Origin of the sequence: Rhizobium sp. BK251 (assembly GCF_004345245.1) — a bacterium.
In the GTDB taxonomy this organism is placed as follows: domain Bacteria; phylum Pseudomonadota; class Alphaproteobacteria; order Rhizobiales; family Rhizobiaceae; genus Rhizobium.
Genome location: NZ_SLUQ01000004.1, coordinates 454782 through 478150 on the forward strand (window position 1 = coordinate 454782; position 23369 = coordinate 478150).

At 62.5% G+C, this 23369-nt stretch carries 17 protein-coding genes, 1 tRNA gene and 1 pseudogene; 5 read left to right on the top strand and 14 right to left on the bottom strand.

Annotated features, from left to right (window positions below; genetic code table 11):
* The 4 genes from EV286_RS12120 to EV286_RS12135 all read right to left on the bottom strand — a co-directional run bounded on the left by EV286_RS12120 (position 1) and on the right by EV286_RS12135 (position 4282).
* Entirely contained in the window at positions 1-822 is an 822-nt protein-coding gene (locus tag EV286_RS12120; RefSeq protein ID WP_132957332.1) for an ABC transporter permease, read from the bottom strand.
* Between the two features lies 1 nt (position 823).
* Positions 824-1735, bottom strand: coding sequence for an ABC transporter permease (locus tag EV286_RS12125; protein ID WP_132957333.1), 912 nt, complete (start codon positions 1733-1735; stop codon positions 824-826).
* Between the two features lie 132 nt (positions 1736-1867).
* A complete protein-coding gene (locus EV286_RS12130) occupies positions 1868-3169 on the bottom strand; it encodes a PotD/PotF family extracellular solute-binding protein (protein ID WP_132957335.1) in 1302 nt (433 codons plus the stop codon).
* 30 nt (positions 3170-3199) lie between these two features.
* Entirely contained in the window at positions 3200-4282 is a 1083-nt protein-coding gene (locus tag EV286_RS12135) for an ABC transporter ATP-binding protein (protein ID WP_132957337.1), read from the bottom strand.
* 264 nt (positions 4283-4546) lie between these two features.
* Between EV286_RS12135 and EV286_RS12140 the strand changes: the two genes are divergently transcribed.
* The 4 genes from EV286_RS12140 (at position 4547) to EV286_RS12155 (ending at position 8093) form a co-directional block, all read left to right on the top strand.
* Positions 4547-5263: a GntR family transcriptional regulator gene (locus tag EV286_RS12140; RefSeq protein ID WP_132957532.1), complete on the top strand. Its 717-nt coding sequence runs from the start codon at positions 4547-4549 to the stop codon at positions 5261-5263.
* A 196-nt stretch (positions 5264-5459) separates the two neighbouring features.
* Positions 5460-6509, top strand: coding sequence for a selenide, water dikinase SelD (gene selD, locus EV286_RS12145; RefSeq protein WP_132957339.1), 1050 nt, complete (start codon positions 5460-5462; stop codon positions 6507-6509).
* Between the two features lie 43 nt (positions 6510-6552).
* Entirely contained in the window at positions 6553-6909 is a 357-nt protein-coding gene (locus EV286_RS12150; RefSeq protein ID WP_132957341.1) for a hypothetical protein, read from the top strand.
* A 110-nt stretch (positions 6910-7019) separates the two neighbouring features.
* Positions 7020-8093, top strand: a complete 1074-nt coding sequence (locus EV286_RS12155) for a transglutaminase family protein (RefSeq protein WP_132957343.1) — start codon at positions 7020-7022, stop codon at positions 8091-8093.
* A gap of 35 nt (positions 8094-8128) precedes the next feature.
* Here the strand turns inward: EV286_RS12155 and EV286_RS12160 are convergent, their stop codons facing one another.
* The 10 genes and pseudogenes from EV286_RS12160 to EV286_RS12200 all read right to left on the bottom strand — a co-directional run bounded on the left by EV286_RS12160 (position 8129) and on the right by EV286_RS12200 (position 21756).
* On the bottom strand, positions 8129-8512 hold the full coding sequence (locus tag EV286_RS12160; protein ID WP_132957345.1) for a hypothetical protein: 384 nt from the start codon (positions 8510-8512) through the stop codon (positions 8129-8131).
* Between the two features lie 14 nt (positions 8513-8526).
* Positions 8527-8622: transfer RNA gene (locus EV286_RS31940), tRNA-Sec, on the bottom strand.
* A 114-nt stretch (positions 8623-8736) separates the two neighbouring features.
* Positions 8737-10560, bottom strand: a pseudogene (gene selB / locus EV286_RS12165) (selenocysteine-specific translation elongation factor); the annotation flags it as partial.
* Positions 10557-11345, bottom strand: a complete 789-nt coding sequence (locus EV286_RS12170) for a tetratricopeptide repeat protein (RefSeq protein WP_132957348.1) — start codon at positions 11343-11345, stop codon at positions 10557-10559. The gene EV286_RS12170 and the pseudogene selB, both read right to left, overlap by 4 nt.
* On the bottom strand, positions 11332-12723 hold the full coding sequence (gene selA, locus EV286_RS12175; protein WP_132957350.1) for an L-seryl-tRNA(Sec) selenium transferase: 1392 nt from the start codon (positions 12721-12723) through the stop codon (positions 11332-11334). The genes EV286_RS12170 and selA overlap by 14 nt, the downstream gene beginning before the upstream one ends.
* Before the next feature lie 10 nt (positions 12724-12733).
* Positions 12734-13657, bottom strand: coding sequence for a formate dehydrogenase accessory protein FdhE (fdhE, locus tag EV286_RS12180; protein ID WP_132957351.1), 924 nt, complete (start codon positions 13655-13657; stop codon positions 12734-12736).
* A 39-nt stretch (positions 13658-13696) separates the two neighbouring features.
* Complete coding sequence (locus EV286_RS12185; protein WP_132957353.1) at positions 13697-14383, bottom strand: formate dehydrogenase subunit gamma; 687 nt, start codon at positions 14381-14383, stop codon at positions 13697-13699.
* A complete protein-coding gene (gene fdxH / locus EV286_RS12190; RefSeq protein ID WP_132957355.1) occupies positions 14383-15354 on the bottom strand; it encodes a formate dehydrogenase subunit beta in 972 nt (323 codons plus the stop codon). Before fdxH ends, EV286_RS12185 begins: the two co-directional genes overlap by 1 nt.
* Positions 15351-18446, bottom strand: a complete 3096-nt coding sequence (gene fdnG, locus EV286_RS12195) for a formate dehydrogenase-N subunit alpha (protein WP_132957357.1) — start codon at positions 18444-18446, stop codon at positions 15351-15353. Before fdnG ends, fdxH begins: the two co-directional genes overlap by 4 nt.
* 457 nt (positions 18447-18903) lie before the next feature.
* Entirely contained in the window at positions 18904-21756 is a 2853-nt protein-coding gene (locus tag EV286_RS12200) for a winged helix-turn-helix domain-containing protein (RefSeq protein ID WP_132957359.1), read from the bottom strand.
* 280 nt (positions 21757-22036) lie between these two features.
* On the opposite strand from EV286_RS12200, the gene EV286_RS12205 reads away from it, so the two are divergent.
* The gene (locus tag EV286_RS12205; RefSeq protein WP_132957360.1) at positions 22037-23338 is read left to right on the top strand and encodes an epoxide hydrolase family protein; all 1302 of its coding nucleotides are present in this window, start codon (positions 22037-22039) and stop codon (positions 23336-23338) included.
* The last annotated feature ends 31 nt before the right edge of the window (positions 23339-23369 follow it).

Sequence of the window (23369 nt, forward strand, 5' to 3'; positions counted from 1 at the left end):
TCAGCCTATCTTGGCTTGCCGCCGGTTCAGCATCGTCATGATGCCGAGCGCGACGAGAATGATGGTGAAGGAGAAGAGTGTCGTTACCGTGCCGAGCGCATACAGGACCGGCGTCGTAACGTTGGTCGTCATGCCGTAGATCTCGAGCGGCAGCGTGTTGTAGGTGCCCGATGTCATGAGCGTGCGGGCGAATTCGTCATAGGAGAGCGTGAAGCCGAAGAGACCGACGCCAACCAGGCTTGGCGCGATCATCGGCAGCACGACATGCCGGAAGGTCTGCCAGGGGCTGGCGCCGAGGTCCCGTGCCGCCTCCTCGTAGGCGGGGGAAAAGCGGTTGAAGACGGCGAACATGATCAGGACGCCGAAGGGCAGCGTCCAGGTCAGATGTGCCCCGAAGGCCGAGGAATACCAGGCGGGCTTGAGGCCGGTCTGCTGGAAGACGACGCCGATGCCGAGCGAGATGATGATTGAGGGAACGACGAGGCTCGCCACCGTCGCGTAGAACAACACCGTTGCCCCACGGAACTTCCTGCGAAAGGCGAGGCCGGCAAGCAGCGACACGACGACGGTAACGGCCATCACCATGAGCCCGAGCGTGAAGGAGCGCCTGAAGGATGCGCCGAAATCGCCGACGGCCTGCTTTTCGAAGAGATTGAAGAACCAGTGGACCGAAACCCCGTTCAAGGGGAAAGTCAGGCCGCCGTCCGGCCCCTGGAAGGAAAGGATGACGATCGCAGACAAGGGGCCATAGAGAAAGAGCACGAAGATCGTGAAGAAGACGGCAAGCACGTAGAATTCGAGGCTTCGCTTCTCACGGTACATCTCAGAGCTCCTTGCGGATATCGACGACGCGCAGGATCGCCGCGACCATCAGAAGGACGAGGACCAGCAGGACGACGGCATTTGCCGCCGCTGCCGGATACTGCAGCAACGACATCTGGTTCTTCATCATCAGCGCAACGGACGCGCTCTGGCCGCCGGACATCACCTGCACCGTCGAGAAGTCGGCCATAACCAGCGTCACGACGAAGATGGTGCCGATCGCCATGCCCGGCTTCGCCAGCGGGATGACGACGTTCCAGAGGACCTGCCATCCGCTGGCGCCCGCGTCACGCGCTGCCTCGAACAGCGAACGGTCGATGCGCATCAGCGTATTGAAGATCGGCGTCACCATGAAAAGCGTATAGAGATGCACCATGGCGAGCACGACGGCGAAATCCGAGTAGAGCAGCCATTCGATCGGCCGAGGAACCAGCCCCATTTCGACGAGCGTCGTGTTGACGAGACCATTGCGCCCGAGCACCGGGATCCAGGAAATCATGCGGATGATGTTCGAGGTCATGAAGGGCACGGTGCAGACCAGGAAGAGGATCATCTGCGTGCTCGTCTTGCGAATGTGGAAGGCCAGGAAATAGGCGACCCAGAAGCCGATGAGGAGCGTCAGCGCCCAGACGATGACCGTGAACTTCAGGGTATTGAGATAAGTCTTCCATGTGACCCACGAACCCAGCGTTTCCGTGTAGTTCATAGTGAGAAAAGCGGGATAGAGCCCCGCGAAATCATAGTCCCAGAAGCTGACGACCGCGATCATGGCGATCGGCAGTATGAAGAAGAAGCCGAGGATCAGGACGAGCGGCGTCGATTGCAGGTAGGAAATCGCCGACGGGGCGAACCGGAGGTGACGCTTGGCCAACTCCGATGCCGGCACCGTTTGCTCTGAAGCGATCGTGGCCATGTCTGATCTCCGGAATCTTCCGCGGGATTGCCTTGCCTGGCACCGCGCGAGCCTAGTGTTGCGTCTTGGCCCGCGCGGGTAAGCGGTAGTGGCAGGCGGCGGAGGCTTCCTCGCCGCCTGCCGATCTTGCCGTCAGGCCGCGATGAACTCGTTCCAGCGGCGGACCATGTAGCGGTCTTCGTCCATGACGGAGTTCCAGCATGCGACGTGCCCCATGCGCTCCTCGAAGGAGCCGCCGTCGCGAACGGCGCCGGCCTTCTCCATGACCTTGCCTTCCGGGGAAAGGATATCGCCCTGTGCCGGCTTGCCTTCGATCCAGTAGCCCCACTCGTCGGCGGACATGAATTCCTTGGCGGTATCCATTGCAGCCGAATAGTAGCCCTGGCGGTTAAGATAGCCGCCGACCCAGCCGGACGTGTACCAGTTGATATACTCATAGGCCGCGTCGAGCTGTGCGCCCTTGAGATGCGAGGCAAGGCCGAGCCCGCCGCCCCAGGCACGATAGCCTTCCTTCAGCGGCTGGTATTTGCAGGCGATGCCCTTCGAGCGGACTGCGGCGACGGCCGGCGACCACATGGACTGGATGACGACTTCGCCGGATGCCATCAGGTTGACGCTCTCGTCGAAGCTCTTCCAGAAGGCACGGAACTGGCCGTCCTGCTTTGCCTTGATCAGGAATTCGATCGTCTTGTCGATCTCTTCCTTCGTCATGTTGCCCTTGTCGGCATATTTGATGTTGCCCGTGGCTTCCATGATCATCGCGGCATCCATGATGCCGATCGACGGGATGTTGAGGATCGATGTCTTGCCCTTGAAGGCCGGATCCATGATGTCGGCCCAGGTGCTGATCTCGCGGCCGACGAGGTCGGGGCGGATGCCGAGCGTGTCGGCATTGTAGATCGTCGGAACCATCGTCATCCACTGCGTCGGTTCCTTGGCGAAGGTCTTGGAGTCCTGAGCTTCGACGAAGCCGACCGTGTGAGGCGCCGTACCCTGCGCGATCACGCTGTCGGACTTCAGCTTGCCGGTGATGAAGAGCGGCACGATCTTGTCGAAATACTTGAGCTTCGACGTATCCATCGGCTGCAGGACGCCGGTCGGATAGACCTTCTTGGCGATCCAGTACTCGATGTCGGCAACGTCGTAGCTGTCCGGCTGGGTAACGGCGCGCTGGGCAGCGGCATCGGAGTCCGTTGCCGTCATCTCAAGCGTGATGCCGAGGTCGGCCTTGCACTTCTCGGCGATCGCATTGATGTTCGAAACGCCCGTACCGAACTGGCGGAGCGTGATGTTGGATTGCGCCCAGATCGTCGGAAAGCCGGTGATGAGGCCGGAACCGGCAACGGCGCCGACGGCGGCCGCGCCCGTCTTGAGGAGCGAGCGGCGGGATATGCCCTTCTGCGCCTTGTCGGTGGATTTGGTTTCTGTGGTCATGTCAGTTCCCCTTTTCTTGATGCCGATATTTCATGCACGGCCGAGGAGGACGGCGTCCTCCAGGGCCCAACTCAACGAGACCGCATCGCCGACCGATACCGGCTTCCTGAAGTAGTCGGCATCGCTCACGATCACGGTGAAGTCGTCGCTGCCGGCTCCAAGCACGGTGATCTTCACCGAGGAGCCCCGATATTCGATGTTCGAAACGATTCCGGAAAAGCCCAGCGTCTTGTCGGAGGGTGCATCTAGGCGGACCTTGTCGGTACGGATGCCGATATCCACCGCCTCGCCGACGGCCCTGCCCTCTCCACGCACCGAGAAGCTCTGGCCCTCTGGAACAACAAGCGTCAGCACGCCATCCTCGTTCCCCGTCACCCGGCCCGAGAGAACATTGTGGTCGCCCATGAAGCGCGCGACAAAGGCGGTCGCCGGCTTCTCGAATACCTGGCGCGGTGCCGCCGCCTGCTCGATCTTGCCGTCGTTCATGATGACTATGATGTCGGCGAGCGCCATCGCCTCTTCCTGGCTGTGGGTCACATGCACGAAGGTGATGCCGAGGGTCTTCTGCAACTTCTTGAGTTCTGCCCGCATGCGGATCTTGAGAAACGGGTCGAGCGCAGAAAGCGGCTCGTCGAGCAGCAACGCTTCCGGATCGGTGATCAATGCACGCGCCAGCGCCACGCGCTGCTGCTGGCCGCCGGAAAGCTGGGCCGGGCGCCTGGTGGCATAGGCCTCCATCTGCATCAGCTTCAGCATTTCCAGCGCCTTGGCCCGGCGCTCGTCCTTCTCCACCCCCTTCATCTTCAGGCTGAAGGCGACATTGTCGACGAGATCGAGATGCGGAAAGAGCGCGTAGGACTGGAACATCATCGCCGTTCCGCGCTTGGCGGGCGGAAAATCAGTGACGACCACGTTGCCGAGCCGGATATCGCCCGACGAAATTGTCTCATGTCCGGCGATCATGCGCAGCGTCGAGGTCTTGCCGCAACCCGAGGGGCCGAGGAAGCAGCAATAGGAACCCGCCGGGATCTTCAGGCTGATCGCGTGAACCGCGGTCGTCGAGCCATAGACCTTGGAAACGGACGCTATATCGATCTCAGCCGCTTTCGACATTCTGTCTTCCCCTGTTCGGGAAAGATGATGCATCTCGCGTGCCAGTTTCCGCCGATTGAGCCAAGCCCTTGCGAAACCGCCAAGATTCGTCGACAGGCACCGGAGATTAATTTAGCGGCAATCGTTGGTCATGCACATTGAATAGGCGTTTGTGCTCAATTAATGCAGAAAATCGTATACAATTTCGCCGTGGTTTGCGCGCAAATTCCGGTTAACTTTTACGGCGAAGCCCGATATCATCCGCCCTATCGTGGTATTCAACAGATAAAGTGCTCCTCCAGCGTGTTTCAAGCGACCGACGAATCCGGCGAAGCCGGGGTTCCGCAGATAAGAGATTCGATCCGTGATGCGATCGTCGAACGGCGTCTTGCTCCGGGCACGAAGCTTTCGGAAAGCGACGTCGGCAGTCTCTTCAGTGTCAGTCGCACCCTTGCCCGTGCTGCACTGCAGGCTCTGTCCTATGAGGGCCTGGTCAGCGTCGAGAAGAACCGCGGCGCCTTCGTCGCCTATCCGCTGCCCGATGAAGCGCGCCAGATCTTCGCCTCGCGACGCCTTCTCGAGCCCGGCATCCTGCGGGAGGCGGTAGCGCGCGCCACACCCTCGCAAATCCAGCACCTCAAGCAGCTGCTCCTGGAGGAAGGCCGCCTGATGGGCGAGCGCGGCCAGCCGGCCCGCCGCGCCGAGATCAAGGCCTCCGGCGACTTCCATCTCACGGTCGCGCAGATTGCCGGCAACGCGATCCTGCAGCGCTTCATGGAAGAACTCGTCGCCCGCTCCTCGCTGGTGATCGCCCTGTACGGGCAGTCGACCGTCTCAAGCTGCGGGCATTCGGAGCATGGCGACATCGTTGCCGCGATCGAGCGCAAGGATGCCGACGAGGCTTGCCGCCTCATGGTTCACCACATATCGCACATCGAGGCCGACCTCGACCTTCGCGAACGCAAGAGCGTAAGCCTCCGGGAAGCCTTCGGGCCGCAATAAACGCATCTTCGCCGATTCCTCTGCCGGCCGGCCGCTGGTCCGTTTCATCCGCACCCTTCCGAAGCCTGGCATCCATCTTGCCATCTTGTAGTCGACCTGGGTCATCGCGCCGCGGGCATTGAAGATCGCCGGAGGGCTTTTATTTCTTCCATTGGAGCCCAGTTCTCAGTCAGATTGCGCTGCAGGGAGCATGTCGATGGAAAAGCCCGCCTTCCGACTCACCGATCTCGCCCATGGCGGCGGATGCGGCTGCAAGCTTGCGCCCGCCGTCCTGCAGAAGCTCCTGGCGGACCAGCCGGAAGCCCGCGGATTCAGCCAGCTGCTGGTCGGCAACGATATGGCCGATGACGCCGCGGTCTGGCAGCTGGATGAAGACCTTTGCGTCATTGCGACGACGGACTTCTTCATGCCGATGGTCGACGACCCACGGGATTTCGGTCGCATCGCGGCCACGAACGCCATTTCTGACGTCTATGCCATGGGCGGGCGCCCGATCCTAGCCCTGGCGATCCTCGGCATGCCGATCAGCAAGCTGGAGCCGGAAACCATCAGCAAGATCCTGGCGGGCGGCGCCTCCATCTGTGCCGAGGCCGGGATCCCGATCGCCGGCGGCCACTCGATCGATTCACTCGAGCCGATCTACGGTCTGGCAGTGATCGGGATCTGCAAACCCGGAAGGGTCCGCCGCAACAGCGACGTCAAACCGGGGGATGCACTGATCCTCACGAAGGGCCTTGGCGTTGGCATCTATTCGGCAGCGATCAAGAAGAACGCCCTTTCTGCCGAAGCCTATGACGAGATGCTCGCATCGACGACGCTGCTCAATCGCCTCGGTGCCGAGCTTTCTGAGGACCCCGATATCCATGCCATCACCGACGTCACGGGCTTCGGCATCCTCGGACATTCGCTGGAGATGGCAAAGGCGTCGCGGGTGTGCCTGAAACTCAAGCTCGACGCCATTCCATTTCTGTCCCGGGCCGAAGAATTGGCCCGGGAAGGCTATGTCACGGGCGCCTCCGGCCGGAATTGGGTAAGCTACGAGAAGGATATAGACCTTCCGCCCGGCCTGCCCGACTGGCAGCGCATGCTTCTCGCCGACCCACAGACATCCGGCGGCCTCCTGATTGCATGTGCCGCCGATCGGGCCGATGACGTGGTCGGGTCGGCGCGGACGTCAGGCTATCCGCTGGCGAGCATCGTCGGCACCGCAGAGACCGGCCCCTCTCGTGTCATGGTGGAAACCTGAGCAACGCGGGACCAGTTCCCCGATCGACTGCAAGGAGGTTGCAATGCGAATGAGACACCTCATCATCGGTTCCGTTGCACTTGCCCCGATGACATTGGCACTTTCGCCGGCTTTGGCGCAGGACATGCCGAAGCCCACGGGATGCGTCGATGCTGGCAAGGCGGAGCCGGCCACCGACCCGGTTCCGGGCAATACGGACAGCACGGCGCCGCACAATGCCGGCACGAGCGGTTGGACCGGCGGAACCGGCGGCGCGCATATCGGCACGAACCCTTCCGGTGCGACGGCCGCATCGACCACCTGGCAACCACCGACGGCAAGGGGACTTGACCTCACGATGGCGCCGGAATCGGAGAGCGACAATCCGGCACCGCCATCCGCTGCCCAGCAGCGATGCTGACCGCCAAAAAGCGTGCGGCCGCCATTTTCACATGAGCTCACTGCGCTATCTGATCTTTTGCCTGACCCATATGACGCATCTCAGCCATGCAGCGCAGAGGAGCCAGTTCGATGATCAACCGCCGCCGATTTCTTGAGAATGCCGCAGCAGCCGGCCTCGCGGCCGCATGGATTTCGCGCAGTTCAGGCGCGGCCCATGCAGCGGAGAACCTCGCGAAGCCCGAAGGCTCATGGCGCACGTTCGACGTGACGACGTCCGTCAAGCTCCAGGAGGTTGAAGGACCGGCCCAGCTTTGGCTGCCGATCATCCAGTCGGCGGGAGACTACCAGAAGGCGGACCAGCCTCGTTGGGTTTCAAGCAGCGAAAGCATCGCAATCGAAGAGGATCCGGCATCGGGCGCGAGCATTCTTCACGCCACGTGGCCGGGCGATAAGGATCGGTCAATCGAAGTCGTGCAACGCGTTTCGACCCGCGACCGCGGACCCGCCAATCGCGTTCCGGCCTCGCAGGATGAACTGCAGCGCGAGCTTCGCAGCACGCCCAGCATGCCGACCGACGGTATCGTCCAGACGACGGCCATGCACATTGTCGGGAACCGCACAGAGCCGGAGGACCGGGCTCGCGCCATCTACGACTGGGTCATCGACAATACGTTCCGAGATGCGAATGTGGCCGGCTGCGGCGTGGGCAACGTCAAGGACATGCTGGAAAGCGGGTACTTCGGCGGCAAGTGTGCCGATATCAGCAGCCTCTTCGTAGCGCTTGCGCGGGCGGCTGGCCTGCCCGCACGCGATGTCTTCGGCATCCGCGTGGCGGACTCGGACGATTTCAAGAGCCTCGGGCGCAGCGGCGATATAACGAAGGCACAGCACTGCCGCGCGGAATTCTACCTCGAATCGGAAGGCTGGGTAGCCGTCGATCCGGCGGACGTGCGCAAGGTCGTCCTTGAGGAAAAGCTCCCGCTCGAAAACGCGGCTGTGGAGGCATTCCGTCGCAAGGCATTCGGCAACTGGGAAATGAACTGGGTTTCCTACAACAGCGCCCGCGACCTCGTGCTGCCCGGCGGCAGCGAGCGCCAAGGCTTCCTGATGTATCCGGCCGCAGTCACATCGCGCGGAGAGGTCGATTGCCTCAGCCCGAAGACCTTCGCCTATTCGATAACATCGAAGGAAGTCGTCGCCTAAGGTTCGATTGCGGACGCGCCACCGAGTGGCCGGGATCAGTGCGCCTTGATCTCCTCTATCATCAGGCGCAGCCCGTCTCGATTGAAGAATTCGCCTTCGCGGATCAGGGATCGATCTTCGTTCAGCTTGCGCACCAGCGACGACAAGCGGGCCTTGGCTGCGCCATCTTCGACGAGGCCCTCATGTCCGGCACGAAAGAAGACGGCGCCCGACCAGGCCACGCCCGCACTTTCGAGAAGGCCGGCCATCTCCTCCCAGCGGAGCTCGTCGCCGACGACATGCAGGTAGGCCGAGCGGAGGAGATCGACCTGTATTTCGCCGATGCGAAGCAGGACGAACAGCATCGTGAAGGAACCGGCCTCCGCGTATGTCCGCACGATCCAGTCGTCAAAATCGGTCGTTGCAGATGGCGAGGTCACGAGCGCTCTCCGGATGGCGGAAGAGAATGGGAGTCGAACCCACCCAGGACAGCATCGCTGCCCCACCCGGATTTGAAGTCCGGACGCCCCACCGGGGACGAATCTCCTCCTTGGCCGGCATCTGCAGGAGACGGACCGTAAAGGTCGAGCCTGTGCGGGTTGATGCGGCGGACATCGCCGCGCCGGAGCGTTATCCCTTGGCGATCGAAGAACTCGAGGATCTCGATCGCCACCTTTCTACCGCTGTTGATACGATCACGAAAGGCGCCCGCCGCAAATTCCCCATGCTCGGCATGAGTGGCGACATCCCTTATCACCTCGACCATTTCCGCGGTCGTGGACCGCAAGAAGAAATGGTCGTGGCGTATCTCGTCGACGCGCCCGAGCCGCGCGCAGAGCTTCAGCACCCGCCTGACCTCCTTCTCGTCGGCACCGAGCATCTCCGCAAAGTCCCGCACGCGCGGCGGCCGAAATCGCCCATCGCCCCGCAGGTGAGGATCGATCAGCTCGAGAAGCCCCTCTTCTTTCTCGGTAAGCCGCACCTCATGCCCTGGCAGGCGCACGAAAGACCCTTCCAGCACGATCCGTCTCGCCGCGGCATCCGCCCGCAAGGCGGCGACGAAGGCCGGACTCGGCAGCCGGATCGTCAGCTTCATGCGCAGCTGTTCGCGGCCAATTCCCTGAAGGTCGGGGTTCAGGGCATGAAACGTTGAAAGCTCGGCTGCGACCTGATCGCAGAACTTGGCGCGAAACCCGGCGGAAAGTGCATATCGGGCCGAGGAGCTCGCAATGACGACTGCTCCGACCTGTTCGACGATCGCCACCAGTTGATCTTCCGCAAGTGCGCGGTCGCGTTCGAAAGCGTCAAGATCGACGAGATAGGGTGGGGCATTCAGGAGTGCCTCGAGCGCTTGCGCCGCCGCGGGCTGCCCTGCGGCCTCTAGACGCTGCAGCCGTTCCGGCGAGCGGCGCTTGCGCGCAGGCGGCCTCAGATCGACCAGCCGGCCACCCCCGATTGTCCGCTGCGCGGAAACGTCACGCAGAATGAAGCGATCACCTACCGTGGCGGCGATCGGCCGGTCGAGCACGAGCTGCGCCAAACCCGAACGCCCCGGCTCCAACGCCTCCTGCAATGGCACGATGCGCACGTCGGCTTCCGCGCCGGCGTGATGGAACCGGGCCGGAAACCATTGTCCAATCGCCTTCGGCTCGCTTGCCAATACCGACAATTCCGCATCCAGCCTGTCCGTTGGCGCGTGGAGGAACGGATCGACGATCATGTCGCCCCGCGCGATCTTCTCCTTCGCGATACCTTCTCCGGCGAGGTTGAGGGCGCATCGCTGTCCTGCCACGCCGCGCTCGGCCGGCTCGTTCTGGGCATGGATCGACCGGACTCTCGCATGCAGGCCCGGGGGAGAGACCATCACCTGGTCACCGGTCGCGACCGATCCCGAAAGCACGGTCCCGGTCACAATCGTCCCGGCGCCGGAAAGCGTGAAGCAGCGATCCACGGCCAGCCGGAAGCGTCCATCGGCACTGGCGGCGACCGTCTGGCGCTCCGCCTCGGCGAGCTTCTCCCTCAGAAGTCCGATTCCTTCTCCAGTCACTACGGAGACCGGAACAATTTCAGCCCCGCGCAGACCTGTCGGCGCAAGCATATCTCCGATCTCGGCAACGAGAACATCGCGCCGTTCCGGATCGGCGAGATCGGCCTTGGTCAGCGCGACTATGCCGCGTTTGATCCCCAGAAGGTCGAGAATTGCCAGATGCTCGAGCGTTTGCGGCTTGATGCCGTCGTCGGCGGCGATGACCAAAAGAGCGTAGTCGATACCGCCCGCGCCCGCGAGCATCGTGTGTATGAAGCGCTCATGGCCGGGAACGTCGACGAAGCCGGTTATGGTCTCGGCGAATTTCGTATAGGCGAAGCCGAGTTCGATCGTGATGCCGCGCGCCTTTTCCTCCTTGAGGCGATCGGTGTCGACGCCAGTCAACGCCTTCACCAGCGACGTTTTTCCGTGGTCAATATGGCCGGCCGTGCCGATGATCATGGGGCGCCTCCCGGAAGCGGCAGGAGTGCCCGCCGTTCGGCCTCGGTGATTTCATCCTTCGAAAGGCCATCGCCCACCGGCCCGATGAACGGTTCGGCAAGAGGACTGCCGCCGTCCCTTGCGCGCAGGAGCCAGGCGAGCGCCGCCACGCGATCAGCAGCGATCCCGGTGCCCATGTGGCATGCAGCGCCGAGCATCGCCTGTGCGTCGGCATCGCCGAGCATCGCACCCCTTTCCCACCAATAGGCTGCCTGAACGGCATCCCGATCGACGCCGATGGCATTGTGATAGAGCATGCCGAGGCGAGTCATCGAGGCGGCGATGCCGGATGTGGCCGCACGCTCTGCCCAGAGACGAGCCTCGATCGGATCGGGCGGCACAACCTCGCCTTCGAGAAGCATCCAGCTCAGCATGTCCTGCGCGGGCGCATCTCCCTGCTCGGCGGCCTTGCGATAGAACTCGGCGGCAAGCTTGTAATCGGCATCGGTGCCATCGACGCCCTGCATGTGGAAGGCGGCATAGTTGCGCTGACCGACGGGATCGCCTGCCTCCGCAGCAAGCGTCAGCCACTTGAGGGCAAGTATCCGATCGCGTGGAACGCCCAAACCTTCTGCGAAGCAAGCCCCGATATTGTTCCGGGCGCGCGCGACACCGGCACGGGCAAGCGGCTCCCAGATGGCGAGCGCGGTCTCATAGTCGCCGGTGTTCGCAGCCGCGAGCGCCCTGCCCATGGCATCCTCGGCAGGCTCCTGCCTCGCTCGCCGGAAGCGGTCAAGCCAGCCCATGGTTCGCCACTTGCGACAGGCTCTCGATGAAGCCTGTCTCATCGACAAGGCAGCGCAAGTCCAGGACCAATGCCCCCTCCTGCAAACGTCCCAAGACCGGGCGCGGCAGGCCGCGAAAGGCGGCCGCGAGCTTCTCAAGCGCTCCACCAGTTTTCCCGGTGATCCTCAACCCTGCGCTCGGAATGGTATCGACCGGCAGGGCCCCGGAACCTATCTGGCTGTGACAGATGCAGGTCTCCACCGAATAGCCGTGAACGGTCAGAACCCGTGCAACCGCCGGTGCGATCCTTTCCGATTGCGCTCTGATCTCGTCCTGCCGACGCGCTAGCAGCCGAAGCGTTGGCAGGCGCTCGGCCAGACGATCGGGATCGCGGTAAAGCTTCAGCGTTGCGGCCATGGCGGCGATCCTGATCTTGTCGACACGCAGCGCGCGCTTCAGCGGATTGCGGTTGATCCGAGCAATCAGATCTTTTCGCCCGACGATGAAGCCTGCCTGGGGGCCGCCGAGCAGCTTGTCGCCGGAGAAAGTGACGAGATCCGCGCCCTCGGCAACCGCCTCTCGAACGGTGGGCTCCTTTGCCAACCCGAAGCGCGTGAGATCGACGAGCGTTCCCGATCCCAGGTCGTTCAGGAGCGCAATGCCCGCCTCTCTGGCAATTTCCGCCAGCTCCGCGCCCGGCACCTCTGCCGTGAAGCCTTCTATGCGGTAATTGGATGTATGCACCTTGAGGATCAGCGCCGTTTCGGGACGGATTGCGTTGCCATAGTCCCGCGCGTGCGTGCGGTTGGTCGTGCCCACCTCGACAAGCGTAACGTCGGCCCGTTCCATGATGTCAGGCATGCGGAAAGCTCCGCCGATCTCGATCAATTCGCCACGTGAAACGATCGCCTCCCGCCCTTGCCCGATGGTACCGAGGGCGATCAGCACGGCAGCGGCGTTATTGTTGACGATGGTGGCGTCCTCCGCGCCGGTCAGTTCGCAGAGAAGCTCTCGGAGGTGGCTGTCACGTTCGCCGCGCCGGCCGGTATCGAGATCAAGCTCGAGTGCGGCCGCCTCGCGCATGGCATCGACGGCGGCCGCTATGGCTTCCTCCGCCAGCAAAGCCCGCCCAAGATTGGTGTGAAGCACGGTCCCTGTCAGGTTGAAGAGTGGGCGGAGATTCGAGCGGTCGCGATATTCGATGCGGCTCATGAGCGACGCCAAGATATCCGCTCCGTCCGGAATCGCAGTTCCGGTGCGCGCGGCGGCGCGGATCTCCGCCAGAACCTTGCGCAGCTCCTCCGTCACGACCAAGCGGCCGTATCGCTCAACGAGCGGCGAGCATGCCGGCGCCTTGAGCATTTGGTCGACGGACGGTAGCGCTCTGAGTTCGTCCATCCCCATCTCCTCAATAGCCCATCAGGAAGGGATTAAAGCCCGCTCGTCGATATTCGGTATCCTTCATCAGCATGTCGAGGCCGACGCTCGCGACATCGTCCGCGATCGGTTCGAGCGATGGATTCTTGTTTTGGTAGAGGATCTTGACCCAGCTGTGACAGGTGTCGCAGACTTCCGCCTTTACCGTTGCATCTTCCTCGGCGACCTCAACCGCCCGATAGCCAATGCCTTCCGTCGAACCGCAAGCCAGGCATTTTATCCGGACCTCGTTCCACCGCGTCATGCAGAACGAACAACAGCCGTAGCGCGCGCCCTCCGAGCCTGGAACACCGACGACCATCGACGCCACGGGCCGGCCGCCACAGACTGGACAGATACCGACACGAATTGGCACGAGGCGAGCCGCATCGAGGCGGGCCGCGATCCTGGAGGCATGAACCTGCGTTGCCGCGTAAAGGTACAGGTGATGTGCAAGGCTTTCCGCGGGCAGGCTATCGGCCATGACATTGCCGATGATCCAATCCATCGTCTCCGCATCCGCCGCACGCAGTTCCTCGAGAGCAGCCGCGGCAGCCGCGGGTTTGGCCAGCCCTTCGGCAGCCTCGAGAAAGTTCCGGATCGTCTGCCGGTAGCCAGGCTGCGCGGCCATTGCCAGGCGATCCAAAGGCGGCATCGCGCTTTCCCTTGCTCGCTCCACCTGCTGGGTGGGGATCGCTTCGACCGGCGGCAGGCTTGATGCAAGTTCGGCCTGGATGCGCGACAACCCCGCCAGGAATTCCAGATAGGGTGCCAGGCGACTGCCCTGCGCCAGCACGTCAAGGCGCTTGGCGCGTTCGGAAAACAATCGCTCCGGGCTGGGCAGGAAGGCGAAGGCTGCCTTCGATATGCCTCCGATTACCGATGGATCGGGCTGGAGGGGCGACGATGTTGACATTTTACCTCGCGGGCCGACCGGCCACAGCTTCCAGTACTATTACTCTGCAGGATCGATTTTGCCGCGTCCAGCCAGTTCTTTCAGCCACTTGCGATGATGACGCCAGGCCCAGCCGCCGGTGACGGATCCGCGCGTCATTGCGCGAAGCGTACCCCGCGTCCAGATCGCCGCATAGACGTGGAGAATGAAGAGCAGGATGATAAGGACGGCAGCCATCGAATGAACCAGGACGGCGACCCGATTGACGCCGATGGAGGTCAGCCCGCCAAAATACTGGTCCCAGATAATGAGGCCGGTTGCGATAAGCACGATGATGAAGAAAGCCATGCCCCAGAAGATGAACTTCTGGCCTGCATTGTACTTTCCAATCTCCGGCAGGCGCTCCTCATGGCCGGCGACCACATCGCCGATTTGCGAGACCCACTGGACGTCGACCCGGTTCGGCAGGTTGGCGCGCCATAGCTGGAAGAAGAAGATAAAGAAGCTGACGAACAGCACGACGCCGATCCACGGATGCAGCATGCGTGTGTTCTGGCCGCCTCCGAAGAGCTCCGTCAGGAAGAAAAGCGACGGGTGGAACATCGAGAGCCCCGACAGGAGGAGCAGTATAAGGCTCGTCGCGGTGATCCAGTGGTTGACGCGCTGGATCGGCCCGTAGCGGCCAACCGTGACCGGTGGACCCCGGTGGATCGTGTCTCCGGATTGTGTGTCGTTCGTCTCAGCCATCAGGTGTTCTCCCTGTGGTCCGTCGCCCGCTCGACCAGATGTTCCGCGTTCTCCTCATCCTCGCGCTGGACCTTGTTCGCCTTGCCGAAGATGCCGTGCAGGATGGCGCCGGCGGCGACGACGCCCATCGTGGCAAGCCCAACATACTTGCTGGCGCCTTTCCACGCCTGAACGACCGGCGAGATTTTCGGATTGTCGGGCAGGTCGGCATAGATATGCGGCATGTTGTTGTGATGCAGGACATACATGACATGCGTGCCGCCGACACCCGGCGGATCGTAGAGGCCGGCGTTCTGGTAGCCGCGGGACTTGAGATCGGCGATGCGTTGTTCCGCATGCTTCTTCATGTCGTCCTTGGTACCGAACACGATCGCCTGCGTCGGGCAGGCCTTGGCACAGGCGGGGCCTTGACCCACGGCGACACGGTCGGAACAGAGCGTGCATTTATAGGCGCGGTGATCCACCTGGGAGACACGCGGAATGTTGAAAGGACAGCCCTTCACGCAATAGCCGCAGCCGATACAGTTCTCGTGGATGAAGTCGACGATGCCATTCGAATACTGCACGATCGCGCCGGGCGAAGGGCAGGCCTTGAGACAGCCCGGATCGGCGCAATGCATGCAGCCGTCCTTGCGGATCAGCCATTCCAGATTGTCCGTCTCCGGGTTCACCCATTCTGTGAACCGCATGAGCGTGAACATGTTTGCGGTGAGGTCGTGCGGGTTCATATAGGTCCCCACGTTCTCCTCGATGTCCGGATGCGTGTCGTTCCACTCGATGCAGGCCGACTGGCAGGCCTTGCAGCCAATGCATTTCGAGACGTCGATCAGCTTCGCCACCGGCGTCAGGTGCCGTTCCGGCGGCGCCAGCTCGCTGGTGGCCGAGCGCCGGATGAGATCACGCTCGGTCAGATTGCTTTCCATCGGCTGGACCGGCGGATTGCTGACGGCAGTGCGCGGACTGTCCATCATGCTGTTACCTCCTTGTCCTTGGGCGGCGTGGTCGGTTCGATGTTGACCAGGAAAGCCTTGGACTCCGGGGTTTCGATATTGGCGTCACCGACGAAGGCGGCCAGCGAATTGGGACCGAAGCCCTTTCGCGCCGATCCAGTGAAGCCCCAATGGAGCGGGACGCCGACGACATGAACGGGCTTTCCGTCGCAGATGAGCGGCCGGATTCGCTTGGTGACCATGGCGATAGCCTTCACCGAGCCACGCTTGGACCATACGCGCACCCAACTGCCGTTCGGAATGTTCTTCTCCTGTGCCAGCTCCTCCGAGATCTCGACGAAGAACTGCGGCTGCAGCACCGAGTTTACCCGGTTGTGCTTGGTCCAGAAGTGGAAATGCTCCGTCAGGCGATAGGATGTCCCCGCATACGGGAACTCGTCGGACGTACCCAACTGCGCCGCATCCGTCTCGAACACGCGCGCGACCGGGTTGCCGCGCATCTTCGGATTGAAGACATTGGCGACCGGCGATTCGAACGGCTCCATGTGCGCCGGGAAAGGACCGTCGCGCATCAGGCCGCGGGCGAACAGGCGGGCGGTTCCTTCCTGGTTCATGATGAACGGTCCGACATCGCCCGGCTTTGCATTAGGCGCTATGTCGGGCACGTCGTAGCCCGTCCACTTGGTGCCATCCCATTCGAGCAGCTTGCGGCTCGGATCCCACGGCTTGCCTTCCAGATCCGCCGACGCGCGGTTGTAGAGGGTGCGGCGGTTCAGAGGCCACGCAAACGTCCAGCCGAGATAGGCGCCGGTGTCGTCCGGGTCATGATTGTCGCGCCGGGCCATGTTGTTGCCCTGCTCGTTGAAATTGCCCGAATAGATCCAGCAGCCGGACATGGTCGATCCGTCATCCCGCAGTTGCGAGAAATTGACGACCTGCTTGCCGGCCGGCACGAGCACCTTCGTCGGGTCGGCGGGATCCATGAGATCGGAGAGCGCACGGCCGTTGATCTCCTTGGCCAATTCTTCCGCGGTCGGTTCGTTCGGATCGGCATATTCCCAGGAGAGATTGAGGACCGCATCGGGGAAGGCGCCGCCTTCCTTGCGATAAAGTTCACGCATTCTCAGGAATATCTGGGCAAGGATATAGGTATCGTGCTGGGCCTCGCCCGGCGGCGTACCACCGGCCCAGTGCCATTGCAGCCATCTGCCTGAATTGGTCAGGGATCCATTCTCCTCCGCAAAGCAGGTCGTGGGCAGCTGGATCACCTCGGTCTGGATCGAGGCCGTGTCGACATCGTTGAAGTCGCCATGGTTTTCCCAGAACCGAGCCGTCTCGGTCTCGAGCGGATCCATGGTGACCAGCCACTTCAGGTTGGACAGCCCCTTCGTGACCTTCGCGCGGTTCGGGAAGGCCAGGATCGGATTGAAGCCCTGGCAAAGATAGCCGTTGACCTTGCCGTCATACATCAGTTCGAACACGCGCAGCACGTCGTAGGACGGTACGTCGAGCTTGGAGATGTAGTCGTAAGCCCAGTCGTTGTCGGCGCGGGCCGCATCACCCCACATCGCTTTCTGGAAGGAAACCATGAATTTCCTGTAGTTCTGCCAGTAGCTGGTCTGTCCGGGGCGGAGCGGCTTGAACTGCCGCGTCGACATGTAGGTGTTGAAGTCGGTTTCCTTCTCGGTCGGCATCGTGAGGTAACCGGTGAGCAGGTGCGACATCAGGCCGACGTCCGTCAGTCCCTGGATGTTGGAATGGCCGCGAAGCGCATTCATGCCACCGCCGCGCACGCCGATATTGCCGAGGATGAGCTGCAACATCGCCATGGCGCGGATGTTCTGCGAGCCGGACGAATGCTGCGTCCAGCCGAGTGCGTACATCGACGTCATCGTCTTTGTCGGCGTCGAGCATTCCGCGATCATCTCGCAGACCTTGACGAACTTGTCCTTCGGCGTGCCGCAGATGCGCTCGACCATCTCGGGCGTGTAGGGATCCACATGCACTTTCAGCAGGTTCCAGACGCAACGCGGATTCTGCAGCGTCGGATCGGTCACGACGAAGCCGTCGTCGCCTATGACGTAGTCCCAGGTCGAGCGGTCGTAGTCGCGCTTCTCCTCGTCATAGCCGGTGAACAGGCCGTCCTGGTAGCCATAGCCGTCCTTGACGACGTAGGCCGCATTGGTGAAGGCCTTTGTGTATTCCCACTGGACTTTGTCGTTCTCGATGCAGTAGCGGATCACGCCGTTCAGGAACGCGATGTCAGTGCCCTGCCGGATCGGAGCGTAGTAGTCAGATACGGATGCCGTGCGGGTATAGCGCGGATCGACGACGATCAGCTTGGCACCACGGTTCGCTTTCGCTTCAGTGACCCACTTGAAGCCGCAGGGATGTGCTTCGGCGGCATTGCCGCCCATGACGACAACGAGGTCGGTATTCTTGATGTCGGTCCAGGCGTTCGTCATCGCGCCACGGCCAAATGTTGGGCCCAAACTGGACACCGTGGGGCCGTGTCAGACGCGTGCCTGATTATCGAAACCGACTATTCCCAAACCCTTGGCGAACTTGAAGGTCGCCCAGGCCGTCTCGTTGGTGGTGGCGGATGCCGCCAACATGCCGACCGTCGTCCAGCGGTTGACGGGCACGCCGGCCGCATTCCTTGCGACGAAGTTGGCGTCGCGATCGTCCTTCATCAGACGCGCGATGCGATCGAAGGCCTCGTCCCACGATATGCGCTCGAACTGGTCGGAACCGGGTTTGCGCAGCATCGGATATTTGAGGCGGGTCGGGGACTTCACGAAGTCCTTGAGCGCCGCACCCTTGGGACAGAGTGTGCCGCGGTTCGTCGGGTGATCGACATCGCCCTCGATGTGGACGATATCCGCCGTCTCGCCTTTGCGAAGGTCACCCTTCGAATACATGATGATGCCGCAGGCGACAGAGCAGTAGGGACAGGTATTGCGGGTTTCCGTGGTGTTTGTGAGCTTGAAGGGCCGCACATGCGCAGCCTCGGCAGCCTCGGCTTCTTCGAAGCCCATAGCCGCAAGAGACGTTGCCGCGACGCCCGCTCCAGCAAGCTTCAAGAAGCTGCGTCGCGAGAGGTCCATATTCATCTAAGCGCCTCCGGTGGATTTCCAGACACTGCTCAAAGAGTCTATGGCCTCGCCGCATCAAGTCAAGGGCGACGACCAGCGCCCGTCGTGGGACCGGCGCTCTGCAACAGCACTCGGGAAAACGCTGGCAACCATACCTCTGCGACTTCCGCTAGGAAGGAGGCGTCAGCGGCAAAATTTGCGCAAAAAACCAGTGTCGAAACCGGTGGGGCAGCGGTCCGGCCGCGCGCAGCGTATGGGCCCGGGACGGACCGGTTACAATCAAGCCGTATACCTCTGTCTCACCGTTAGGGAATTCAGCAATTTCAGGCACCACGCGACCCTGATGAGACAGATGATCGCAGGGGTAAGCAGGGGCCGACTGCAGGGTGGGCCGCCGGTCTCTTCACCCTCACACAATGACCGCAGCGATTTCCGAGCCGTGCCGCCTAAGTCTCGGCGGAATGGCAGCAGCTCTTCAGATCGCCAATCGATCCAGCAAGGCTCTGGCCCGCTTCACTCTTGATGCGGAGAAACCCTCCGTGAGGCGATCGTATACCGGAGAGAGCAGCGCAGCCGCTTCGATGTCTCTGCGCTCACCTTGCAAAAGCTCTGCAAGGCTGGTCGCTGCCGAAAGTTCCCAAAAGACCGCCCGCTGCGCGGCGGCTTGCCTCATCGACTGCCTGAACAAATCCTCGATCGACGCCACGTCGTCGGGACCGCGCTGCATCAGCAGCGCGGCTTTGATCCTCAGGATTTCGGGCATGTACCACCGATAGCCCGTCTGCATCGCGAAGCGCGATGCCTCGTCGATTTCGACGAGGCCGTCATCGAAACGACCGATTGCGCCCAGCGCGGAAGCCAGCTCCGCCAGAAAAAACGGGTAGAACAGCAGATATTTTGCCTGTTGCATTTCAGCGAGGCCGGAGCGAAGCGAGCCGACCCCGGCTTCGGGTTCGCCGAGCCTTGCCGCAAGGCTGCCCCTCACGCAGAGGCCGGCCGCGTAGAACGGCCGCAGCCCGTGCTTGAAGGCGTGATCGATGAGTTCCTCGCCATAGTCCCTGGCCTTGTCCAGCTCACCGAGGCTCAACGAGACGAAGCCGGCTGCCCACGCGAGGGCAACGCATAGCACGAACGGCTGATTCGTTTCGCGCGCCTCTTCGATCGTATTTCCTGCCGTCTGCGAGGCGGCCTCCAGAAAGCCCTTCGACAGCAGGTTGACCGTGTTGTGAGCAAGCGCCGACGTGCGCACATCGGCGCCGAGCCGCATCATGTCGAGACCGCGGCTCGCGGCAGGATACTGGTCGGCTGCCCATTGAAGCCGTTCGCTCGCCTCGGTATGCGCCGCCACGTAGGTCTGCGGGATGCCCACCAGCCAGGCCGCCGTCGCACGGGATTGGAGGTCACGACCTCTGGCGACCTGTTCATATTCGCGGGCGAAGGCGAGCGCGTCGTTCAAAGCCATGGAGCGGGCGGAAAAGAGCCAGAGACCGCAGGTCGCACGCTGCTGATAGTCGAAATCCTCAAATTCGCGCGCAAGAGTCAGCGCCCTCGTGAGAACCTCGCGGGCGTAGGCGCTCATCCCATGAGTATAGATCAGGGCAAAGCCGAGGCCGCATCGCAAGATCATTTCGACACGGGTTCCGCCGGCGTCTCCAATCTGGGCGAGCGCCTTTTCGGCCCACTCGCTCGCCTCCGCGACCAGAGACATGGCGACCCAGAAATCGCTTGCTGTGGCAGCGAGCTCGGCTCCAAGCGCGCCATCGCCACCTGGCGAGAAAGCCCAGGTCAGCGCCGCACGAAGATTATCAACCTCACGGCGATAGCGGCCCAGATCGTCGATGGCCGTCTGAAGCTCACTTTCCTTGGCGAACGGAGCAAACAAGGTCAGGCAGAACTCCGTGAGTCGGCGCATCGCCCGCCCGTCTTCTCCGCTCTCCACCAGTTTCTCGCGCGAATACACGCGAACCGTCTCGAGAAGTCGCCAGCGCGGAGCGGCCTCCGATCCGTCCAATGCCACAAGGGATTTCGAGACCAGATTTGAAATGCCGAGTGCAACGCTCGATTCCGTGTCGCTCATGATGGCGGTAGCCGCATCGAGCGTGAACCCTGCCGGAAAGATCGCGAGATGCCGAAGCAGTCGACGTTCCGCTTCGGGCAGCAGTTCATAGCTCCAGTCCAGTGCGGCACGCAGTGTCTGGTGCCGCGGCAGCGCGGTGCGACGGCCGCCGGTGAGCAGCACGAAGCGATCGTCCAGACGCCCGGCGACTTGCTGGATGCCGAGCGTTGCGGCCCGGGCGGCGGCGAATTCTATGGCGAGCGGGATTCCGTCGAGGTGCCGGCAAATCGCGACGATTGCGGGGAGTTTGTCCCCTCCCGGCAGGAAATCCGCCTGCAGCGACCGCATCCGCGCGACAAACAACTGCACGGCGCTGTGCTGAAGGAGAGTACCAGAACCATCCAGATCCTGTGTCGGCACTTCCAGCGCCGGTACGCGATAGGCGAACTCGCCATCGATGCGAAGCAGCTCCCGGCTCGTCGCAAGCACCGTCACGTTCGGGCACATGCGCACGACGATTTCCGCCATCGTCGCCGCAGCGTCGATGACGTGCTCGCAGTTGTCGAGGACCAGGAGCACCCTCCTGCTGCCGATCGCCCGCGCGACCAGCTCCGGCGAGATTTTGTCCCCCTGCAGTTGCAGATTGAGGACGTGAGCGACCGTAGACGGCACCAGATCGGGATCCGCCAGAGACACCAGCTCTACGAAGAGGACATCGCCTCCCAGCGTCGGGAACAGGCTGCGGGCAACTTCCGACGCGAGCACGGTCTTGCCGATGCCGCCAGGCCCCGTCAGGGTCACCACCCGGTATGCGGAGACGAGATCTCGGAGGTTCTGGGCTGCCGTCTCCCGGCCGACAAGAGCCGAGGCCGCGATCGGAACGTTGGTGAGGAAAGGATGCGCTGCCGACCGCACCCTCTCGGGCGCATGCGGCTGTGCCGGCAAAGCCTCCTGCCGAATGGTCCAGTCGCCGAGCAGCCGGTAGCCGCGGCCGGAGATCGTCTTGAGCATGCTGCGATCGGTGCCGAGCGCCTTGCGGATCGCGGATATATGGACCTGAACCGTATTGTCCTCGACGACGAGACCGGGCCAGACCCGCCTCATCAGATCGTCCTTGGTCACCAGTTCGCCGGCCGACTCCACGAGCGTCTCGATGATCTCGAAGGCACGGCTGCCGATCGGAACCGCCGAACCATGCGCCCGCAGCTCTCGCTTTGCGAGATCAACTTCCCATCCTCGGGACTCCAGCACGCGTGGTTCGATCTGCCCCAAGGCACTAACAGTCCCAGTTGCTCAGGATGGCGATACTCTAATCAAGCATCCGCGTGCGGGCAAGGACAATGGGCGAACCTCATCATCAGGCGCGCCCCAGGCAGTCTTGTTCCCACGGCACTCCCACCACTTCAGAACATTTCAGATTTCCTCAAGGAGCTTAACTCGCCCCGGGTCTCAACTCGGCCTAAACTCTCATCGTCGGGCAAAGCAGGCCCGCAGCTATCCAGAACTCAACCGGAACCGCCTGCGAACTGGCGGTTGGATACAGGAGGTCCAAATGTCAGCAATATCGCTATCGCCGACGCGGCGCGAACTGCTCGCCACCGCTGCTGCAGCCGCGACGCTCAGCCTGATTCCCGGCATGATGGGCGCCGTAGCAGCCGCCGACGCATCGATCCGTCCCTTCAACGTCAGCTTCCCCCAGGAACAGCTCGAGGACCTGCGCCAGCGTGTCGCGGCGACGCGTTGGCCAGATAGTGAGACGGTCAAGGATCACACACAGGGCGTGCAGCTCGCCACCATCCAGAAGCTCGCCGAATACTGGGCAACGGATTACGACTGGCGCAAGATCGAGAAGAAGCTCAACTCCTACCCGCAGTTCGTCACCGAGATCGACGGGCTGGACATCCACTTCATCCATGTGAAGTCCAAGCATGAGAACGCCTTGCCGATCATCATCACCCATGGCTGGCCGGGCTCGATCATCGAACAGCTGAAGATCATCGAGCCGCTGACCGATCCGACGGCGCATGGCGGCAGCGAAGCCGATGCCTTCCACGTGGTGATCCCGTCGCTTCCCGGCTACGGCTTCTCCGGCAAGCCGACCGAACCCGGCTGGACCCCACCCCGCATCGCCAAGGCCTGGGCTGTGCTGATGCAGCGTCTCGGCTACACGAAATACGTCGCCCAGGGCGGCGACTGGGGCAATGCCGTCACTGAACTGATGGCGGTCCAGGAGCCCGCTGGTCTTCTCGGCATCCACACCAACATGGCGGCCACCGTCCCAGCCGATATCGCGAAGGCGCTATCCGCCGGGACCCCGCCCGCCAATCTTGGGCCCGACGAAAAGCGCGCCTATGAGCAGCTCGATGATTTCTACAAGAATGGCCTCGGCTACGCCATCGAGATGAACAACCGGCCGCAGACGCTCTACGGCATCGTCGACTCACCGGTCGGGCTTGCCTCATGGATGCTCGACCATGACATCCGCAGCTATGCCATGATCGCCCGCGTCTTCGACGGAAAGCCGGAGGGCCTGACGAAGGACGACATCCTCGACAACGTCACCCTCTACTGGCTGACGAACACGGCGATCTCCTCGGCCCGCCTCTACTGGGACAATGCACATTTCCCGTCGGGCGGCTTCTTCGACCCGCGCGGCATCAAGATCCCGGTCGCCGTCAGCGCCTTCCCCGACGAGATCTACCAGGCGCCGAAGAGCTGGGCCGAGAGCGCCTATCCGAAGCTCATCTTCTACAACCGGCCTCCCAAGGGCGGCCACTTCGCGGCCTGGGAGCAGCCGACGCTCCTGACCGCCGACCTGCGGACCGCGTTCAAGCCACTGCGTCAAGGCATCTGACATGAGCGGGCGCTTCGCCGCCCGCACTCCT

Bases quoted from the DNA above. Each gene is read 5' to 3' on its own strand.
- fdxH (WP_132957355.1), bottom strand. From the start codon at position 15,354: ATGATGGACAGTCCGCGCACTGCCGTCAGCAATCCGCCGGTCCAGCCG.
- EV286_RS12125 (WP_132957333.1), bottom strand. From the start codon at position 1,735: ATGGCCACGATCGCTTCAGAGCAAACGGTGCCGGCATCGGAGTTGGCC.
- selD (WP_132957339.1), top strand. From the start codon at position 5,460: ATGGAAAAGCCCGCCTTCCGACTCACCGATCTCGCCCATGGCGGCGGA.
- EV286_RS12130 (WP_132957335.1), bottom strand. From the start codon at position 3,169: ATGACCACAGAAACCAAATCCACCGACAAGGCGCAGAAGGGCATATCC.
- EV286_RS12185 (WP_132957353.1), bottom strand. From the start codon at position 14,383: ATGGCTGAGACGAACGACACACAATCCGGAGACACGATCCACCGGGGT.
- EV286_RS12205 (WP_132957360.1), top strand. From the start codon at position 22,037: ATGTCAGCAATATCGCTATCGCCGACGCGGCGCGAACTGCTCGCCACC.
- EV286_RS12155 (WP_132957343.1), top strand. From the start codon at position 7,020: ATGATCAACCGCCGCCGATTTCTTGAGAATGCCGCAGCAGCCGGCCTC.
- EV286_RS12120 (WP_132957332.1), bottom strand. From the start codon at position 822: ATGTACCGTGAGAAGCGAAGCCTCGAATTCTACGTGCTTGCCGTCTTC.
- EV286_RS12170 (WP_132957348.1), bottom strand. From the start codon at position 11,345: ATGGGCTGGCTTGACCGCTTCCGGCGAGCGAGGCAGGAGCCTGCCGAG.
- EV286_RS12150 (WP_132957341.1), top strand. From the start codon at position 6,553: ATGCGAATGAGACACCTCATCATCGGTTCCGTTGCACTTGCCCCGATG.
- fdhE (WP_132957351.1), bottom strand. From the start codon at position 13,657: ATGTCAACATCGTCGCCCCTCCAGCCCGATCCATCGGTAATCGGAGGC.
- EV286_RS12135 (WP_132957337.1), bottom strand. From the start codon at position 4,282: ATGTCGAAAGCGGCTGAGATCGATATAGCGTCCGTTTCCAAGGTCTAT.
- selA (WP_132957350.1), bottom strand. From the start codon at position 12,723: ATGGACGAACTCAGAGCGCTACCGTCCGTCGACCAAATGCTCAAGGCG.